Below are 18,943 nucleotides of genomic sequence, written 5' to 3' on the forward strand. Positions count from 1 at the left end.
GTCTATCCTTGACTACCCCCATCGCACATGTATTGTCATACAAAGTTTGGGACGCAAGGCTTCTGTAGCAAGAATCTTTCGTTCGGTCCGCACAAAGAGCAATTTTTCACACGAGGGGAGCCGACCATGAATAGGTTTTGGAATTTTGCGGGGTGCGTGGCCGTGGCGGCGTTTGTGGGCGCGCCAACCGCGCTTGCGGAAACGCCGACCGACACGCTGATCATGGCGCGCAACATAGACGCGATCAGCACCTTCGACCCCGCCCAGATCGGCGAGGTCGTCACCAATGAGATCGTTCTGAACATCTGCGACAGCCTGGTTGAAATCGACCCCGAGGACGAGGCCGCTGTTGTCCCTTCGATCGCCAAGGACTGGACGGTGTCGGATGACGGCTTGAAGATCACCTTCAACCTGGTTGAAGGCGCGGCCTTTCCGTCGGGCAATCCGGTCACCGCGTCCGACGTGGCGTGGTCCCTGCAGCGCGTTCTGACGCTTGGTTTCGGCAATGCGGCAACGCTGACCGAGTACGGGTTCACCGCCGAGAACGCGGAGACCGATTTCGTCGCGATCGACGATGCGACGTTCGAGATGAACCTGTCGCGACCGTATCCGGTCATGCTGATTCTTCAGGCCATTGCCGCAAACCGGGTGGCCAATGTGCTCGACAGCAAATATCTGATGGACAAGGAAGTCGACGGAGATCTCGGCAACAAGTACCTCACCACCCAGAGCGCATGTGTCGGACCATATGCGCTGCGCCAGTGGAATGCCGGCGAAGTTGTCATTCTCGAGGCAAACGAGAATTACTACGGTCCGGCGCCCAAGATGAACCGCATCATTATCCGGCATGTGGCCGAAGCGCAGGCGCAGCGCCTGTTGCTGGAGCAGGGCGATATCGATGTGGCGCGCGACCTCGGAGCCGAAGATCTTCGCGATCTGAACGAAAACCCTGACATCGAGGTCGTCTCGGCGCCGATGCATCAGCTGTACTACATGGGGTTCAACAACGCCGATCCCAAGTTCGCCGATGACCGCGTCAGGCTGGCGTTCAAGTATCTGATGGACTACGACGCGATGTCCGAGACGGTCATGGCCTTTCTCGGGATGCCGCGCGCAAGCGTGGTGCCCTTGGGGGCGCTCGGCGCGCTCGATGAAGCCGAGGGACAGCCGTTCTCGCTCGATCTGGATAAGGCCAAGGCGCTGCTGACCGAGGCGGGCTACGGCGATGGCTTCTCGGCCCGGCTGTTTATCGGGACGCTTCCCTATGCGTCGCCAATCGCGCAGCACGTGCAAGAAAACGCCGCCCAGGTCGGCATCGATCTCGAAATCGAGCAGATGGCCAACGCGCAGCTCTTCTCGGCCTTCCGGGGGCGTGAGTTCGACACCGTCATGTTGTCGTGGCAGACCGCCGTTCCGCATGCGCACGGCATGCTGTCGCGTCATGCCGTGAACCCGGACAATTCGGCCGAAGCCTCCCTGACGATGTTCCCGACCTGGCGCGCCTCGTGGTTCAGCGAGGACTTCAACCGGCGCATCGACGAGGCGCTGTTCGAGCGGGACGAGGCCAAGCAGATCGAGATGTACAAGCAGATTCAGAGGGATCATATGCAGAAGGGGCCCTTTGCCTACTCCTTCCAGCTTCTCGATACCGCGGCCTTGAGCAAGGCCGTGACGACGTGGAAATGGAATGCGTTCCGCGCTTACTACTCCGACGTCGAGAAAGACTGAGCATGTCGGCAAGCGATCCTGCCGGCTTGGAATCGTCCCCCCATCTTGTCTCATCGCTTCGATGGGGCAGGATAGGGGGACAGTTTCTGAGGACCGTTGTTTCCGTTTCCGTAACGATCCTCGGCCTGCTTGTGTTGACCTTTTTCATCGGGCGGCTGCTGCCGCTCGATCCGGTTCTGGCTATCCTGGGCGACGATGCCAGTCAGGAAGCTTATGACCGGATGGTGCAAAAATTGGGTCTCGAAAAACCGTTGTGGGAACAGTTCCTGAACTACGTTTGGAACAGCCTGCAGTTCGATTTCGGAACGTCGCTGACCAGCGGCCGACCCGTTATCGAGGATATCCTCCGGGTGTTTCCGGCCACACTGGAGCTTGCCACGCTGGCGATGATCCTAGGAACAGGGCTCGGTATTCCGCTGGGCGTGTTGGCTGCTGCCAACCGCGACACTTGGGTCGATCAATTTGTGCGCGTCGTGTCCCTGATCGGGTACTCCGCGCCGATCTTCTGGCTCGGCCTCCTCGGACTGACGGTTTTTTACGCCGGCCTTGGCTGGGTCGGGGCGCCGGGGCGCATCGGCATCGTCTATCAGTACGATCTGGAGGTCAGGACGGGTCTTTACCTGATCGACTCGGCGATATCCGGACACTGGGATATCTTTGCAGACGTCTTCAGCCGCATCGTGCTGCCTGCCTCCATCCTGGCCTATGGGGCAATGGCCTACATAAGTCGCATGACACGCAGTTTCATGCTTGAGCAGCTCAGCCAGGAATACATCATCGCAGCACGCGCCAAGGGCGCCTCGCGCTCGAGCGTCATCTGGTGGCATGCTTTTCCGAACATCGCCGTGCAACTCGTCACCGTGGTCGCCCTGTCCTATGCCTTCCTTCTGGAAGGGGCTGTGCTGACAGAAACCGTCTTCGCCTGGCCGGGGTTTGGACGTTACCTCACGACGGCCCTGCTGCGCGCGGACATGAACGCCGTCCTGGGCTGCACGATGCTCGTCGGTCTGATCTTCATCACCCTCAACCTTCTCAGCGATGTGTTCTATCGCATGTTCGATCCGAGAACCCGATAATGGATGCACCCGCAACACCCGCGCGCGAAAGCTTGCGCGACTGGCTGCAGGCACCGACCGCGAACTCGCCCAGGCAAGCCCGGGCGCAGGTCGTCTGGCGCGGCTGGCTACGCCTGATCTCCAATCGTGCGGCCCTGGCCGGGCTGGTCGTGTTGGCATTATTGGTAGCATTGGCGGCAGTCGGACCGTGGCTGACACCGTACTCGGCGCTTGGGCAGGACCTGGGCACGCGGCTGCAACCGCCCTCCGCGCTGCACTGGCTGGGCACCGACGATCTGGGCAGGGATATCCTGACCCGCATCCTGCACGGTGCGCGGATCACGCTGATGATGGCGCTCCTGGTAGCGGCGATCGCGGGGCCGGTCGGCCTGGCGGTCGGAGCGACCGCCGGGTATCTCGGAGGCTGGTTCGATATCGTTTCCATGCGGCTGGTCGATATCTTCTTGTCCTTTCCCTCGCTTATTCTGGCACTGGCGTTCGTGGCCGCGCTGGGCCCGGGCATCGAGAATGCCGTGATCGCCATCTCGCTTTCAGCCTGGCCGCCGATCGCGCGGCTCGCGCGCGCCGAAGCGCTGACCGTGCGAAAATCCGACTACATCGCCGCGGCCCGACTTCAGGGGGCGAGCTCCATGCGGTTGATCCTGAAGCATGTGATGCCGATCTGCCTACCCTCCGTGGTGGTGCGTGTGACATTGAACATGGCAGGCATCATTCTCACCGCAGCCGGGCTCGGCTTTCTCGGCCTCGGCGCGCAGCCGCCCAGCCCGGAGTGGGGTGCAATGCTGGCCTCGGGCCGTCAGTTCATGTTGACGAGCTGGTGGCTGGCGGCAACCCCCGGTGCCGCGATCATGCTTGTCAGCCTTTCGTTCAACCTGTTGGGCGACGGCCTGCGCGATGTTCTGGACCCGCGAAATGACTGATCCCTTGCTCGAGGTACGCAATCTTCGCGTCGCTTACCCATCGGCCCACGGTTACTCGGACGCACTGCGGGGCATTTCCTTCACCCTCGGGCGCGAGAAACTGGGCATCGTCGGTGAATCCGGCTCGGGCAAGTCGACGGCGGGGCGCGCGATCATGCGGTTGTTGCCGGCCAAGGCACGGGTCACCGCCGATGTTCTTCGACTGTCAGATGTCGATCTCCTGGCGGCGCGCGAAAGCGAAATGCGTGATATTCGCGGTGGTCGTGTCGCCATGATCCTTCAGGATCCGCGGTATGCGCTCAATCCGCTCAAGACGGCCGGGTCCCAGATCATGGAGTCCTATCGCATCCACACCAAGGCAAGTCGGGCAGAGGCGCGCGACCGCATGCTGGCGATGCTGGAGGATGTTCATATCCACAATCCAGGGCGGGTGGCCGGCCTCTATCCGCATGAGCTTTCCGGCGGCATGGGGCAGCGGGTCATGATTGCTATGATGCTGATCGCCTCTCCGGAAATTGTGATTGCGGATGAGCCAACGTCGGCGCTTGACGTGACAGTGCGCGGGCAGATCCTCGAAATCCTGAACGAACGCGTCGAGGCGCAGGGTGCCGGACTGATCCTGATCTCCCATGACTTGCCGCTCGTGAGCGACTTCTGCGACAGGGTTCTGGTCATGTATGGCGGTCAGGTCATGGAGGAACTCGCCGCGCGAGATCTGTCCCGAGCCCGCCATCCCTACACCGTGTCCCTGCACGCAAGTCTGCCGCCGCTCGATCACGCCGTGGAAGAGTTGATTGTGCCTGAGTACGACCCATCCTGGTTGACCGAGACAACGAATGAGCATCCCAAGCCTTGAAATCAAAAACCTCTCCATCTCCTTCGGAGTTGGACGCTCGGGCGTCCTGGCGGTGGATCGGGCGAATTTTCGTGTCGGCTCCGGCGAGGCCTTTGGCATCATCGGCGAGTCGGGCAGCGGCAAGTCCACCATCCTGCGTGCCATCACCGGGTTGCATGACAACTACGACGGCGATGTGCTGATCGATGGCCAGATGGCGCCGCGGCCGCGCAACCGGGACTTCTTCAAGACGGTCCAGATGGTGTTTCAGGATCCCTACAGCTCTCTGCATCCGCGCCGCATGATCCGCGCGACGTTGATGGAGCCGTTGGAGATCTACGGTCTCGACCGCCGCGATGCGCGGATCGCTCAGGCTCTGTCGGACGTCGGGCTGGCGCCCGAGTATGCCTATCGCTATCCGCATCAACTATCCGGCGGGCAACGTCAGCGGGTCGCCGTGGCGCGCGCGTTGCTGCTGGAGCCGCGTATCCTGCTGTTGGACGAGCCGACATCGGCACTCGATGTTTCGGTTCAGGCCGGTGTTCTCAACGTCTTGAACGCGCTGCGCCGCGCGCGCGGCCTGACCTACGTGATGGTCAGTCATGACCTGCGGGTCGTGGCGCATATGTGCAGCCGCATTGCCGTGATGACCCATGGCCGCATCGTCGAGGAATTGAGCGTCGAGGACCTGCGGGCTCAGCGCGCAGAAGAGCCATACACACGCACGTTAATCGCGGCGAGCCGTGCGGCCGTGACCGCAGATTGATCAATCACCTTGCAGGAAGGGTAAGAATAGCAAGATGTCAACAAACGAAAATCCGATCTGGCCCTACGTGGAAGCCAAGGTGGAAGAGTTTATCGGCCTGTCGGACCGTGTCTTCGACATGCCCGAGATCGCCTATACAGAAACCCGCTCCTGCGCCGAACACACCGCGATGCTCCGGGCGGAAGGCTTTCGCGTGCGTCAGAACGTGGCGGGTATTCCCACGGCAGTGATCGGCGAGGCGGGCGAGGGTGGCCCCGTGATCGCCATCCTCGGGGAGTACGATGCCCTGCCGGGCCTGAGCCAGGAAGCCGGTCTTGCCGAGCCCAGGAGCGTCAACGACACCGGCTACGGCCACGGGTGCGGTCACAACCTGCTGGGCTCTGCCGCGATGCTGGCGGCCACCGCGGTGAAGGACTGGATTGCCTCCAAGGGTATCGAGGCGCGCGTGCGGTATTATGGCTGTCCGGCCGAAGAAGGCGGAGCCGCGAAAACCTACATGGTGCGGGACGGGCTCTTCGACGATGTCGATGTCGCCATTACCTGGCATCCGGCCAGCTTCAATGGCGTGGACGATGCCCGATCGCTTGCGAACACCCGCATCGACTTCACATTCACCGGCAAGGCGGCACATGCCGCGGGCGCGCCCGAACTGGGGCGTAGCGCGCTCGACGCGGTGGAGTTGATGAACATCGGCGTCAACTACATGCGCGAGCACATGCCCGATGATGCGCGGGTCCACTATGCCTATCTCGATGCCGGCGGACCTGCGCCCAACGTCGTGCAGGCCAAGGCGACTGTTCGCCAGTTGGTCCGGAGCCGCGACTTGCAGGGGCTGGCGGATCTGGTTGCGCGCGTGCGCGCGATCGGAGACGGCGCGGCACAGATGTCGGGCACGCAAGTGCAGTCGAAAGTCTATTCCGCGGTGTCAAACCTGATCGGCAACCGCCCCCTCGAGGAGGCGATGCAGGCCGAGTTCGAGGCACTCGGACCGGTGCGGTTCGACGAGGACGATCTCGCGTTCGCCCGCCAGATCCGCGAGACGCTGACGCGGGACGATATCGCCGATACGTTCGAACGCCTCAGCATGAAACCCGATTTCGATATGGCGCTTTGCGACTTCGTCGCGCCGCTGGATCGGCCGTTTGCCGGCGGCATGGGGTCGACCGATGTCGGCGACGTCAGTTGGGCGGTTCCCACGGTTCAGGCGCGCGTCGCCACCTGCGCGATGGGAACGCCGTTCCACACGTGGCAGTTGACGGCCCAGGGAAAACAGCCGTTCGCGCACAAGGGCATGGAGCACGCCGCCAAGGTGATGGCGGCCACGGCGCGCCGTGTGATCGCCGACGAAGCGCTTCTGGCGAGCGCGAAGAAGGTGCATGAGGAGTATTTGGCGGATTATCCCTATGCCTGCCCGATCCCGCCCGACACGCGCCCGCCGATCGCCGTTGGCTGACGTTCGTTTGATCCCGGGCAGATGAAACGATACATAGCGTCTGCCCGGCCACGATTGGTGGGCCGTAACACGCGAAAAAAACGAGAGCCCATGCCTGAGACACGTCGCGCCGCGCAGGAGTTGGACGGCGCATCCCGCTCCGATCTTCTGCGTCAGAAAGTCTTGGGCAAGGTGCGCCGTGCCATAGCGTCCGGAGATCTCAAGCCGGGCGCGCGCGTTACGGAGAGAAGCTTGTGCGAGGCGTATGGTGTCAGCCGAACCGTCGCACGCGAAGTGATCCGTCAACTGGATGCCGAGCGCCTCGGCGAGGTCGTGCCGCACCAGGGGCTGCGAATCGTCCGGCTGACCGAGAAAATGGTCCGCGAGATCTACGAGGTTCGCGCCGAGTTGGAGGTCATGATCCTTCGGGCGTTTGTCGTCAAGGCAACCGATCGCCAGATAGACCATCTCAACGAGATTTTGAAGCGCATCAGGAAGGCGGCGCTGGAGGAGGATGTCGAGAGGATCATCGAGCATTCCGCTCGCTTCATCACCTTTATGAACGAGACCGCCGATAACCATCTTGCGGGCGAGATCCTGGCGCATTTGAACGCGCGGATCGAATTGCTGCGTTCGCTTGCGATCTCCTGGCCCGGGCAATCCATGGCCGGCGTGGATCAGTTCGATCGGATCTTTCAGAAAGTCGCAGAGCGGGACGTGGTGAACGCCGAGATCGAATTGCGTCGCTATTTGCAGATGGCGTTGAAATCCGCGCTCCGCCAGTTGAATCGAGACACGGCTTGAGGCTTGGTCGCGGCTTCCTTGCGGAGCCGAGGCCGCATTCAAGTCGCGCGGGATTGGGACCTACATCGGATCTTACGAATGCTCGCCGACCGGAGGTGCGACGGTAGGCTCTCCCGTAGTGCCGACGATGCGCGCGGTCAGACCGTTTGATGCAGACGGTATGTCTCCGGTCCGCCCAAGGGCGGAGCATGCGCGCGCCAAACCGGCGGCAGCGCGGCGCGGCCTCGCTGTGCGCGGGGCGGGCGCTGGCTCCCGCCGGAGCACGCCAACGCCGCTCGCCATCACATCACCGGTCTTGCGTCCAGGCGGCGACCGCGCCGCATCGAGGGGACTTCGGCCAACGGTTGGGCTTGATCATCCTTCCGCATTGCACGCGCGCATGACGTGCGACGGCCCGGCCGCCATCGACGAAGGTTCGTGCCCGAACGCAGCGCGCCTTGCAGGCGCGGTATGGTTTCGCTTCCTCGCGAGAAAAGGCAATGTGGTAGGATAGGCAATCTTAATCGAATCGTTGTCTCCTGCACCCTCCTATCGTCCCCACCGGATTATTTTCATGACCAGATCTGCGATGTCGCGACCGGTCGCCCTGCCGGTCCTGGCCGTCCTTCTTTCGGCCACGAGCCTGACCCCGGCCGCAGAGGCGGGCTGTGTGACAAGCAGCGGGGCGACCACCTGCACGGAGGTCATCGACTATTGGGTCTACGACGGTTCCGGCACGGTCAAATCGGTCGATATCCGAGACCTGTCGGAGGATTTTGCCAGTGATAATCAGTGGCCCTACATCCACCTCGAACATGTCGTCCCGGCGGCCGAGCCGGAGAAAAAACCGGCCGGAGGCTGAATGCGGTTAGTTACGCGGTCATGCCTTTCGTTTCCAGAGCCGCGTAAGAGTTGGCCTCAGCCTTGGCTGGCGGGATGTTCCCGATGCGCTCGAGGATGCGACGATTGTTGAACCAGTCGACCCATTCCAACGTCGCGTATTCGACCGCCTCGAAGCTGCGCCAGGGAGCGCGGCGATGGATGACTTCCGCTTTGAAGAGGCCGTTGATGGTTTCGGTCAGGGCGTTATCATAGCTGTCACCGACGCTGCCCACCGAAGGTTCGATGCCGGCATCGGCCAGTCGCTCGGTGTTGCGAATGGACAGGTACTGCGAACCGCGGTCGCTATGATGAACCAGCCCCATGGCCTTCGTCGGCCGTCGATCATGGACCGCCTGTTCCAGGGCATCCAGCACGAAACCAGTCTGCGCTGACGTGCTGGCGCGCCAACCAACGATCTTTCGCGCATAGGCATCGATGACGAAGGCGACATAGACGAAGCCCTTCCACGTTGCGACGTAGGTGAAATCGCTGACCCAGAGCATGTTGGGCTCTGGGACCCGGAACTCACGGTTAACCTTGACCAGCGGACACGGCGTCTTCTTGTCCGGGATCGTCGTTCGGTGTGGCTTGCCACGGATGATGTCCTGAATGCCCATATCCTTCGTCAGCCGAGCCACCGCGCAACGCGCAACGTCGAACCCTTCGCGGACGAGCTGCCGCCAGACTTGCGGACACCGCAGACCTGCCAGTTCTCTTCGCAAACGCGCCGGATCTCGGGCCGCAGGCGACATCACGACGGGCACGGTCTGACAGACGCGTCGGATCGACCCGCTTCGCCAAACGATCGTAGTAGGTGAAAGGGCGATCGGCAGCACCGCGCAGATCGGCTCGACCCCATGCGCATCTCGATGCGCGTCAATGAACCCCACCATCACTTCGACCGGCGGTCGAGCTCCGCCATCGCAAAATACGCTGACGCCTTGCGCAGGATCTCGGTCGCCTGGTGAAGCTCGCGGTTCTCGCGTTCCATCGCCTTCATCTTCTCGGCTGTCTCGGTGGAGACGCCCGCGCGTCGGCCGCTGTCGACCTCTGCCTTCTTGACCCGCTCGAGGAGGGTCTGCGGCGTGCAGCCCATCTTCGTCGCAATCGACACGATCGCCTGCTACCGCGACGGGCGCTGACCCTCAGTGTCGAGAACCAACCAAACCGCACGCTCGCGCACTTCAGGGGAAAACTTATTCGTCGTCTTGCTCATGATACTCCATCCTACTCAGGAGCTGGAGCCTCCGGCAAACCCGGCGCGGTTCAAACGAGTTGCTGCATGCTTCGAAATTGAGGCTGCTAGCATGGATGTTTCCGTCACGCCTAGCCTGTTCAGTCGCCTTTCTGAGCCGGAGCTGCTTGCTTCTTGGGAAGTTTATGGCTCAAAGCCCCTGCGGCGACGTGGGTGCTGATCGCGCGTTCGCCGTTTGCGCTCATCATCATTGTCACGGCAGCCTTCGTGCCGATGGTCGCGGTCATAGAGTTCAAGATTTCGATAGTTTGTCACATCCTCTCGCAACCGCATCAACGCCTCATGCGCCGTTGCGCGTTGAGCTTTGATGTCTTGCTGGAGCGTTTTTCGCTCCTCAAGCTGCCTGAAGATCAGCTTATCTTTTTCCGCAAGGTCGCGACGATGTGCTTCGAGCGCTTCATGCTCGTTCCGCGCCTTCACTTTTGAATACTGCCCCGTCAGACGATACCAGATGCCGGAAAGGCCTTTTGGAACGCGGCGCGATCGGCGGATCGCTTCGGCCTGCCAGCGCTTTTCGTGTGCGTCCCGGAGGTTTCTGCGTTCGTCCCGCTGCCGTGCGATCATTTCCATCTTGCGAAACGCCAGCACGGCAAACCGCTGCTTTGCATTGCGCTCTGCCTCTTCGATAAAACCCGCGAGCTTCTGGGGCATGCCGCTCGCGATTTCGGCCTTGATTTTATCGACCGATGACAGCCGCTCGCGATCACCGAGCCTTGCTTCGATGTCCTTGGTTTTGACCCCGGCATAGCGGGAGAGCGAATAGATCTCGCCGCGATAGTCGACGGCGACAAAGCCGCGTCGATCGCCTCTTGCGAGCCAGAAACCGCGCTCCTTGAGTGCCCGTTCGAATGATGCCCGATTGTCGGACCTCTCCCAGCATTGTCGAACGGCGGCCTTTATTTCGCGGGGATCGCGGTCGACACGTTTCGCGTGCTGCCACTCTTCGCGCGTTAAGTTAAGCGGATCGCGCAAGCTGCGATCCTGCAGGCCGCGCGGCATTGTCCAGCCATGTTCCAGGTAGAGTTTTCGGGATACATCGCGGAGCTTGATCTTGTAATGCGCAAGGTTGATCGCGCGCATGCGCTGAGGGTCGATCCGCGACCAGACCGCATGGGCGTGACGCCGACCGTCTTTCTCGTGGAAGACGATGGCGCGAGGCTGGTTTGTCAGCCCAAGCTTATCTTCGATCTTTGCGATCGCTTGCTCAAAAGCGTCGACGCCAACCCTTGCACCCATCGGCGGATTCAGGCTCATCGAAAAAAGGTGGTTCTTGCATCGCGTGCCCGATGCGATGGCATCTGCCTCGTGGAAAGCGCCTCGCAAATCGTCACTGGCAAAGCCGCGCACGTCATGCAGTTCGACATGCTCGTTTTCGCGTATCGCCAGCAGGTAGCCGGCCAGTTGCCGGGCATCGCCGCGCTCTTTGGCCTTGAGTATCACTCGCTGTCCCCCGGGTGCCTACCGAGCGCACGCAAAAGATCGGCCCGCAGGTCAGCCACTTTTCGGCAAGCGTCTTTCAGTTCGGCTTCGGTTTCCGGTGTAACCGGCAAGGAGCCGGTGTTCGCGGCTCTGGCAAGCTGGTTGAGATTCGATGGAAGATGCGACTGGCCCAAGGCCCCCAGGACGCGGCCCAGGGCCTCGGCATCTTTCAGAGGATCATTGCCGCGCTTCTTACGCGGCGCGGCGCCCTCGCCGAACAGCCGTTCGCGAACATAGACGCTTAGTGGCTTGTTGCCCCGTTCATCGTCCAGCCGCGCCCTTTCCTCGAAAGAGAAGCGTATTGAAAAGGGAGCCGGACACCGAAGCCCCTTTTCTACCGTCGCCGACCTACCGGAGCGATTGCTTTGGCGTGTCCCGCTCGCGTCATCTACCGCGGTCATGGTGACGGCCCTCTGCGGCGCGGGGTACGCGGTGCCTTGGCAATCTGATTGAACTTATGATTTTCAGCTTTAAGCTGCCTATTCCAGTCTTCAAGTATTTCGAATAGGGAGTTCGAAGTTACTACTTCGGTCTCCGCCATTTTCCATAAAACGATGTTGTCTCCGGCGTGAGTGATCCCACCGGAGCAAAGTTGCAAGATTTTCGAGACACGATAATCCTGTCTACTTTTGTAAGTGGGCGTTCTCCGGGCGACAACGCAAAAACTCTCAATCAGACGCTTTGCGCCCCGTGGTAACCTTTAGACGCACACACACGAATGGCAGCTAAGCGCCGCCATTGCGGCCGTTCACGCAGACCGGAAATTTTCCCCAAAGCAGCCGTGTGCGTGCTTGGGATCGATGTCGTGGTTGGGTGGTTCGCGCCGGGACAGCTTCAGGGCCTGAACGGGCAAAGGCGACGTTGCGTGTGCCAGCCAAGCTGCTATGCGCGAGATCCCCGAGAGTAATAGTACGGGGCTAGTGCGTCACCGTTGGTCAAGATCGACATGCCCCTTGTAGACAGCACCTTTCCGATATCTCATCGGAAGTTCGGGCGCAGGCAGATCGTGCGCCTCGAAGGGTTTCCCGCTGGACCAGGGGAGCGCGTGCAACACCACGGCGAACCCTACGCTAAGAAGCCCCGCCACGAGCTTCCCAAGGGAATTCTTCCCCGCGATTGCAAAAAACCCGGCCGGCACCTTTAGGATCAAGAATGGGAGGAAAATGAGCGGGGCTGCGATGAGGCTCAGCACCAGCGGTATCACTGTTTCCAACAACGGGTCGCCGCCGTATCGCAAGCGGAGCAGTGGGTTCCGTGCGGCCGCAACCGGAATCAGTTCTTCCATGAAGCGAACGTACTCCGCGGATCGATCAACCGCCGTTTCTCCGAGCCAATCGAGTGAGGAGATTTCCCATGACATGAAACGCGTCCTCAGACGCGCGCTGTAGACTGGAAAGCCAGTGGTGCCGACCCCACTCGTGACATGGAGGTGCAGGAATCGAAGCGACGTCCACGGGACGAGGCGGACGGCCCTCCCTTGCATCACCGACAGGCCCCGGCGCTCGATGACGTAGGCCATCTCGACCTTTTGCGCGGCATCGCGCCCCTGGACCTTCGCAGTGAAGCGGTAGCTGGGAGGATCGTCCGTCTGCAATCGAGCCCTCCACTACGGTCCGCTAGTCGAAATTCTGCCTATCCCGCGATGGGATTGAACATCTGATTTACACGCATTTATTCTGCTGGGAATGATCGCTTGCAGCCCCGAAACTACCGTTCACGACATCTTTAATTCAGTTCCTGGATTGGTATGCAATTTTCATCCACTTCCAAATCAGGCAGCGCATTCAATATCGCTTCCCAATTCTCCAGTTCCTTGAAAAGGTCGTCTTCAAGATAACCAAGGCGGTTCGAAGTCTCTCCTCGGCTCTCCGCCATTTTCCCTTTTTGCATATCTGTCCGATCCGGAGACATAGGTCACGGTTTGTACCGGAGACATGGGTTACAACCTCGTGCCGAACGGGTTGTCGATTGTCTTGTAGCGCGTAAAATCAGATCGCGCGGCGCTCTCGATCAAATGGCAAAAAAATCGATTGAGCGATTGGGTCCTATGGAGCGATCGGGGCGTGACCGCCGGCTAGCTGTGATGCCTCATAAGGCTGTTCATCCGAGCTGACCACCTGAAGCTGGCTGTTGCGAGACAGTCAGCAGTGAGGGGAGAGCCCGGATGAATAGTCATATCAATGCCAGAACGACGCCTTATGCGCGAACCCGAATGGTGGCGCGTTACAATGCGGGCGTCCTGGTGCGTGAGATCGCGGCGGCGTTCGAGGTGTCTGAGCGCACGGTGTTCAATTGGCGCGCGCGCTTTCGGGCCGAGGGCGAAGCTGGGTTCGCGAACCTCTCGAGGCTGCCGCTTCGTTCTGGCGGCGAAAGCCTGGCGCGAGGCGGCGCTTTCGACGCTCTGGTCGGTGACGAAGGTGACGGGACAGGAATGGTGGGCACGCTGAGCGCGATGCCGCTGCAATGCTGCAGGCTCATTAGAGCGGACGTGACTCGGCGACTCTTGCCGATCGGCACCGACTCGATAAGACCGCCGAAGCATGCTGCGAGAAGGCCGTCGGCAGATCGTAACCGCCGAGGCGATGGAAAACGGCGAAGTTCACCAGTTGCATCGTTTAGATAAACGGTACTAGCAGCATGTGGCTCGGCCACCACTCCAGAGAGCGGAGAAGACGTCGGCGCTGACGCTCGCGCCGATTGTGACGCAGATCACCGGCACGGCGATCGGACGGATCCGTTCGGGAAAGGCCGTGGGCTCGCCCGCAATCCGAAAGCCGCTGACGGCGAGGATGGCGGTCCCGATCAGGGACCCAAGGAGCCACGGCAAAGGCCGGCCGGGGAGGCTCGCTCCGAGCCCTGCCGCAGCAGCAATGACAAGCGTTGTGGTGGCGACGACGACCATGCGCCAGCCATCGGCCAAGGATCAGCCCCGCCCCGCCCAGCGACCGGCAATGCCGGCATCGATATCGAACAGATCGAGAAGCCGGCCGACCGAATGGTCGATGATCTGCGTGATCTCAGTGGGACGGGTGTAGAAGGCCGGCACCAGCGGGGCAACGATCGCGCCGGCCTCCGTGACGGCCGTCATGGACCGCATATGGCCGAGATGAAGCGGCGTTTCCCTGAGGCCGAGCACCAGCCTGCGACGCTCCTTGAGGATGACGTCGGCGGCGCGGGGCAGAAGCGACGACGTCACGCCCGTGGCGATCTCGCCCATCGTGCGGATCGAGCAGGGCAGGATCAGCATGCCGCGCGTGCGGAACGATCCAGACGCGATCGATGCGCCGACATCGCCGATTGGATGGCAGTGATCGGCAAGCGCCTTCACGTCGCGCGGCGCGATGTCGACCTCGGAGCGCATGGTCATTTCCGCCGACTTGGTGACCACAAGATGCGTCTCGATGCCAAGCGTGCGCAGGATTTCCAGGGCCCGGATCCCGTAAATGACGCCAGAGGCTCCCGAAATGCCGACGATCATGGGCAGCGATGCTGTCATGAAGGGACCACGCGCTGATCGGAAGCGGCGGGGAGCGTGAAAGCGCAAGGCAATGCGGGGGGAACGATGGCGCCTGCGGGAAGGTCCCATTCGCGAAAGGCCGCGGATGCATGGACTGCTCCAGGCCGACCGAAAGCCAGTTGCCTGAGCGGCCGCATTCCTTCGGATCGGACAACGGCAAGAACCATGAGCAAACTGCGGAAAAGTTGACCGTTTCTTCCTACGACAACATGCTTCAAGGCATTGGACTTGCGTGAATTTTTTTCGATCAGACGATTCCATCCGGTCGAAACACGCGCCAAGTGCCGGCTGTCATGCGCCGTGGCAAGGCCTGTCCGCCAGGCTGGTCGTTCGCAATCCATGCGCTGTCTCCCTCTGTGTCCTTCGCAATAGCCTGCGGGTCTGTACCAGCCTGATAGACGTGACGGCACATTGCTTGAAAAGTGTTGACACTTTAATCAAGGCGGTACCGGATGGAAAGGCCCAAGCTGGCAAGGCATGTGCGTCTGGGCGCGCACCATGCCGGTCCTTCAAGGGGCGGGGGGAGACAGGAAGGGAGGCAGGACATGACGAGAGACGATGACAACACGACAGAAGGCGGGGATGGCACCGGCGCGCGGACGGGCGGGCTGGAGACGATCGGCCAGGGGCCGGCAGGGCAGTCGGCCGCGAAGGCCCGGCAGACCGGTCCGATCGCTGAGGCCATGGGCCGTTTGGTCCGACCGGACGGCGGACGCGATCACCGCGCCCTGTTCGATCCCGGAATTGCGCTCGATCCGACTGCCGAGCCGGCCTACCGGTTCGTGCCTAACTTCGCGCCAGACAATGGGACGGGCGCATCATGACCTCGTACCCGACCATTGCCGAGGCCGGCCGCCTCATGCGCGCCGGCGCGATCACCAGTGTCGACCTGACCCGGCTTCATCTCGACCGGATTGCGCGACTTGATAATCGGGTCGATGCCTATCTGGTCGTTATGGAAGAGCAGGCGCTTTCCGCGGCCGAACGGGCCGACGCCGCTTTTCGCGCCGGCATGGACCATGGCCCGATGCACGGTATCCCCTATTGCCTGAAGGACATCTTCGACGTCGCGGGCATGGTCACAACATGCCATTCGCGGATTGTGCCCGAAGAGCCGGCGACCGCTGACGCCGCCGTTGTCGCCCGGCTCGCCGCGGCCGGAGGCGTTCTCCTGGGCAAGACCGCCCTGCACGAATTCGGCACGGGCGGCCCAACCTTCGACCTGCCTTTTCCGCCGGCGCGCAATCCATGGAACCGGGACCATCATCCGGGCGGTTCGACCAGCGGGTCGGGCGCTGCCGTCTCCGCCGGGCTCGCCATGGCGGGGATTGGCACGGATACGCTGGGATCCGTGCGCAGTCCAGCCACGGCCTGCGGCCTCGTCGGCCTGAAGCCCACCTATGATGTGGTGCCGCGCCGGGGCTGTTTCCCGCTTGCCTTTTCGCTCGACCATGTCGGGCCGCTGACCCGCACTGTGGAGGACTGCGCGCTCGTCATGGACGTTATCGCCGAGCCCGCCCGAGGGGGCCGCTCCTATGGTTCGGAACTCGGGCACGGCCTCAAGGGTCTGCGCATCGGCACGCTCGACCCCTTTCACGAGGCGGCCGGGGGAGCGGTCGACCCGGAGATCGAGGCGGGTTTCGACAATGCCCTTGCCGCCCTGCGTGATGCCGGCGCCGAGATCGTCGTGATCAACAATTTGCCGCCCTTTGCTGCGTTTCAGGCCACGGCGCTGACGATCCACCGCGCGGAGGCCTATACGGTGCACCGGGCCTGGCTTGCTGAGCGGCCCGACGACTATTGCGCCATCAGCCGCGAAAAACTGCAGGCCGGTGCGACCCTCGGCGCGTCCGACTTCATCATCGCACAACAGGCGCGCGCCGAGCTTATCGCGCGCTATCGGCATGCGACGGCGGAGGTCGACGCCGTGGTCGGCCTGTCTTCCTTCACGCTTCCCTGCCGGATCGACGATCCGGCCGCGCTCGGCGCGACCTATCGGCGCCACATGCGCACGCCCTTCAATGTTCTCGGTGATCCGGCGCTGTCGATGCCCGTCGGACTGTCCAGGACCGGTCTGCCGCTCGCTGTTCAGCTCTCGGCGCATCCCTATGGCGAGGCACGCCTGCTGCGGATCGCCGACGGCCTGGAGCGGGCTCTCGGCCGGATGAGCACGCCGCCGGGTTTTGCCTGGGAGGAGGGGTTGCCAACCGCACTGCCGGATCCGGCGGGCTGATCGCGATCTCCAAAATTGTTAACACTTTTGGTTTGTATAGGGTTGAGTGCTCGAAATTCTGCAGCCAGGCGAGAGGCCCTCGTGCCGCGCTTGATCCGGCCGGAAGCCGGACGCTCAGGACGGATGGTGGAAGTGCAAAGGCTCTTGAAGAAGTTATAATATTCAATTTACTACAATGACATATGACGGATTCTTGTTGCACCTAACGCCGTTTGCAGCGCATTTAATTCCCGGCGGGGTCATGCGCTCATGGCATTTGCGCGATCAGGATATGGCGCATTGCCGCTGCGTCATGTTGACCCATGTCATAGGGTTGTGATAGCAAAGTGTTAACAGATTGAGGCGGCCAAGGCATGATCATCGTGCTGTGGTTGTCGTTGCCCCGGGCATGCGCATTGTCGCGTGGCTGCGGCGCGGTGCGAGGGGCTCGATCGAGGCGGCTTCTGCGCAGATTGTCGACACCAAGCGGGAGGATAAGAATGAAGATGGGCGAGGGACGATGAAGCTGCCGCTTGCTGACAGCGATATCCGGCAAACGGTGACGGCGCTGATCGATGGTGCGCCGGTGCGCGGCGGTGGGGCTGAGATCCCGGTCTTCTATCCGGCAACCGGAGGCCGGGTCGCGACGCTGATCGAGGACGGGGCTGCCGATATCGACCGCGCCGTTGCTGCGGCACGCCGCGCCTTCGATCACGGACCTTGGCCGCATCTCGGCGTGGAGGAACGGCAGGACCGTCTCTGCCGTTTTTCCGAGGTCATCGAGGACAACATCCCGCTTCTCGCCGGCCTCGAATGCCTCGATACCGGCAAGCCGATGCGCGATCTCCTGACGCGCTATCTGAAGCGCACGGCCCATTGCTTCCGATTCTTCGCCGACTATATCGGCCAGTCCTCCGGAGTGGTCTATGACCAGGTTAAGGGCTACCGCACTGTTGTGGCGCGTGAGCCCATCGGTGTCGCCGCTCTACTTGCGCCGTGGAACTCGCCGATCTCGCTCGGCTCCATGAAAGTCGCCGCCGCGCTTGCCTTCGGCAATACCTGTGTGCTTAAGCCGTCCGAGCAGACGCCCATGGCGCTTGTCCGTTTGGTGGAGCTCCTCCATGAGGCGGGATTGCCGGAGGGCGCTGTCAACGTTGTCAACGGTCGCGGGCCGGTTACGGGCGCGGCGCTGGTTGCCCATCCGGACGTCGACCTCATCTCTTTCACCGGGGGCACGGAGACCGGCCGCGCCATCATGGCCGCCGCCGCCCGCAATCTCATACCCTGCATGACGGAACTCGGCGGCAAGTCCGCCAATCTCGTCTTTGCGTCCGCCGATCTCGACCAGGCGCTCGATGGCGCGCTGCTCGGCATCTACACCAATGCCGGTCAGCAATGTCTTGCCGGCTCCCGCATCCTTGTGGAGCGGCCGGTCTTCGACGCCTTCGTGGCGCGCTTCGCCGAGCGTGCCGAGCGCATCCGGCTCGGCGATCCGACCGACGATGCGACCGAGATGGGGCCGGTGGCCTCCGAGGCTCATATGAAGCACGTTCTGTCCTATGCCGGACTGGCGCGGGAGGAGGGTGGCCGGCTCGTGGCGGGCGGCGTCCGCGACGAGAGCCTGGGCAATGGCTATTTCGTTAGGCCGACAGCCGTCGTCGCCCCGTCCAACGATACGCGCGTGGCGCAGGAGGAGATCTTCGGCCCGTTCGCCACCTTCCTGCCCTTCGACGGGGTCGAGGAGGCGGTGGCGATCGCCAACGGCACCGATTTCGGCCTCATGTCCTATGTCTGGTCGGACCATCTGCCGACCGTCAACGCCGTCGTTCCGCGCCTGCGTTCCGGTGGTATCATGGTCAATGCCACCATGATGCGCGACCTGCGCGCGCCCTTCGGCGGCTTCAAGGAATCGGGTGTCGGCCGCGAAGGCGGCGAGGCCTGCGAGCGCTTCTACACGCATGAGAAATTCGTCTCCACCCGGCTCGCGCCGGGGCCGTTGCGCCAGCTCGGCGCGGCTTAGAGCATGTTGCGGACAAGTTGCCCGACTTGTCCGGCAAC

General features: G+C 62.2%; 18 protein-coding genes and 1 other annotated feature. Of the genes, 12 read left to right on the forward strand and 6 right to left on the reverse strand.

Annotation, left to right across the window (positions count from 1 at the left end; genetic code table 11):
- Positions 1 to 156: 156 nt before the first annotated feature.
- The 8 genes from LC092_RS03470 (at position 157) to LC092_RS03505 (ending at position 8,402) form a co-directional block, all read left to right on the forward strand.
- The gene (locus tag LC092_RS03470; protein ID WP_224805044.1) at positions 157 to 1,728 is read left to right on the forward strand and encodes an ABC transporter substrate-binding protein; all 1,572 of its coding nucleotides are present in this window, start codon (positions 157 to 159) and stop codon (positions 1,726 to 1,728) included.
- Positions 1,729 to 1,730: 2 nt separating this feature from the next.
- On the forward strand, positions 1,731 to 2,804 hold the full coding sequence (locus tag LC092_RS03475; RefSeq protein ID WP_224805045.1) for an ABC transporter permease: 1,074 nt from the start codon (positions 1,731 to 1,733) through the stop codon (positions 2,802 to 2,804).
- A complete protein-coding gene (locus LC092_RS03480) occupies positions 2,804 to 3,724 on the forward strand; it encodes an ABC transporter permease (RefSeq protein WP_224805046.1) in 921 nt (306 codons plus the stop codon). Before LC092_RS03475 ends, LC092_RS03480 begins: the two co-directional genes overlap by 1 nt.
- Positions 3,717 to 4,580 carry an ABC transporter ATP-binding protein gene (locus LC092_RS03485; protein WP_224805047.1) on the forward strand — a complete coding sequence of 288 codons (864 nt, stop codon included), beginning with the start codon at positions 3,717 to 3,719 and terminating at the stop codon, positions 4,578 to 4,580. Before LC092_RS03480 ends, LC092_RS03485 begins: the two co-directional genes overlap by 8 nt.
- Positions 4,561 to 5,325, forward strand: a complete 765-nt coding sequence (locus LC092_RS03490) for an ABC transporter ATP-binding protein (RefSeq protein WP_224805048.1) — start codon at positions 4,561 to 4,563, stop codon at positions 5,323 to 5,325. Before LC092_RS03485 ends, LC092_RS03490 begins: the two co-directional genes overlap by 20 nt.
- Before the next feature lie 34 nt (positions 5,326 to 5,359).
- Positions 5,360 to 6,778 carry a M20 family metallopeptidase gene (locus LC092_RS03495; protein ID WP_224805049.1) on the forward strand — a complete coding sequence of 473 codons (1,419 nt, stop codon included), beginning with the start codon at positions 5,360 to 5,362 and terminating at the stop codon, positions 6,776 to 6,778.
- Positions 6,779 to 6,868: 90 nt separating this feature from the next.
- Positions 6,869 to 7,561 (forward strand): GntR family transcriptional regulator, encoded by a 693-nt coding sequence (locus LC092_RS03500; RefSeq protein ID WP_224805050.1) that lies wholly within the window; start codon positions 6,869 to 6,871, stop codon positions 7,559 to 7,561.
- Between the two features lie 553 nt (positions 7,562 to 8,114).
- A complete protein-coding gene (locus tag LC092_RS03505; RefSeq protein WP_224805051.1) occupies positions 8,115 to 8,402 on the forward strand; it encodes a hypothetical protein in 288 nt (95 codons plus the stop codon).
- 10 nt (positions 8,403 to 8,412) lie between these two features.
- Here LC092_RS03505 and LC092_RS03510 read toward each other — a convergent pair whose 3' ends face one another.
- The 5 genes from LC092_RS03510 to LC092_RS03530 form a co-directional block, all read right to left on the reverse strand.
- Positions 8,413 to 9,315: an IS3 family transposase gene (locus LC092_RS03510; protein WP_224805052.1), complete on the reverse strand. Its 903-nt coding sequence runs from the start codon at positions 9,313 to 9,315 to the stop codon at positions 8,413 to 8,415.
- Positions 9,241 to 9,357, reverse strand: a sequence feature (AL1L pseudoknot). Its footprint overlaps the gene before it by 75 nt.
- Positions 9,315 to 9,536 (reverse strand): hypothetical protein, encoded by a 222-nt coding sequence (locus tag LC092_RS03515; protein WP_224805053.1) that lies wholly within the window; start codon positions 9,534 to 9,536, stop codon positions 9,315 to 9,317. Its footprint overlaps the feature before it by 43 nt. The genes LC092_RS03510 and LC092_RS03515 overlap by 1 nt, the downstream gene beginning before the upstream one ends.
- A gap of 264 nt (positions 9,537 to 9,800) precedes the next feature.
- Positions 9,801 to 11,117, reverse strand: a complete 1,317-nt coding sequence (locus LC092_RS03520; RefSeq protein ID WP_224805054.1) for a relaxase/mobilization nuclease domain-containing protein — start codon at positions 11,115 to 11,117, stop codon at positions 9,801 to 9,803.
- Entirely contained in the window at positions 11,114 to 11,557 is a 444-nt protein-coding gene (locus LC092_RS03525; protein ID WP_224805055.1) for a hypothetical protein, read from the reverse strand. The genes LC092_RS03520 and LC092_RS03525 overlap by 4 nt, the downstream gene beginning before the upstream one ends.
- A 524-nt stretch (positions 11,558 to 12,081) precedes the next feature.
- Positions 12,082 to 12,750, reverse strand: coding sequence for a hypothetical protein (locus LC092_RS03530; protein ID WP_224805056.1), 669 nt, complete (start codon positions 12,748 to 12,750; stop codon positions 12,082 to 12,084).
- A 570-nt stretch (positions 12,751 to 13,320) separates the two neighbouring features.
- On the opposite strand from LC092_RS03530, the gene LC092_RS21330 reads away from it, so the two are divergent.
- Positions 13,321 to 13,779, forward strand: coding sequence for a helix-turn-helix domain-containing protein (locus tag LC092_RS21330; protein WP_224805057.1), 459 nt, complete (start codon positions 13,321 to 13,323; stop codon positions 13,777 to 13,779).
- 300 nt (positions 13,780 to 14,079) lie between these two features.
- Here the strand turns inward: LC092_RS21330 and LC092_RS03540 are convergent, their stop codons facing one another.
- Positions 14,080 to 14,652, reverse strand: coding sequence for a UbiX family flavin prenyltransferase (locus LC092_RS03540; RefSeq protein ID WP_224805058.1), 573 nt, complete (start codon positions 14,650 to 14,652; stop codon positions 14,080 to 14,082).
- Between the two features lie 566 nt (positions 14,653 to 15,218).
- On the opposite strand from LC092_RS03540, the gene LC092_RS03545 reads away from it, so the two are divergent.
- From LC092_RS03545 to LC092_RS03555, 3 genes are all read left to right on the forward strand, one after another.
- Complete coding sequence (locus LC092_RS03545) at positions 15,219 to 15,497, forward strand: hypothetical protein (RefSeq protein WP_224805059.1); 279 nt, start codon at positions 15,219 to 15,221, stop codon at positions 15,495 to 15,497.
- Entirely contained in the window at positions 15,494 to 16,906 is a 1,413-nt protein-coding gene (locus tag LC092_RS03550) for an amidase (RefSeq protein ID WP_224805060.1), read from the forward strand. The genes LC092_RS03545 and LC092_RS03550 overlap by 4 nt, the downstream gene beginning before the upstream one ends.
- A 499-nt stretch (positions 16,907 to 17,405) precedes the next feature.
- Positions 17,406 to 18,905, forward strand: coding sequence for an aldehyde dehydrogenase (locus LC092_RS03555; protein WP_224805061.1), 1,500 nt, complete (start codon positions 17,406 to 17,408; stop codon positions 18,903 to 18,905).
- The last annotated feature ends 38 nt before the right edge of the window (positions 18,906 to 18,943 follow it).

It is taken from the genome of Stappia stellulata (assembly GCF_020176715.1).
GTDB lineage: Bacteria > Pseudomonadota > Alphaproteobacteria > Rhizobiales > Stappiaceae > Stappia.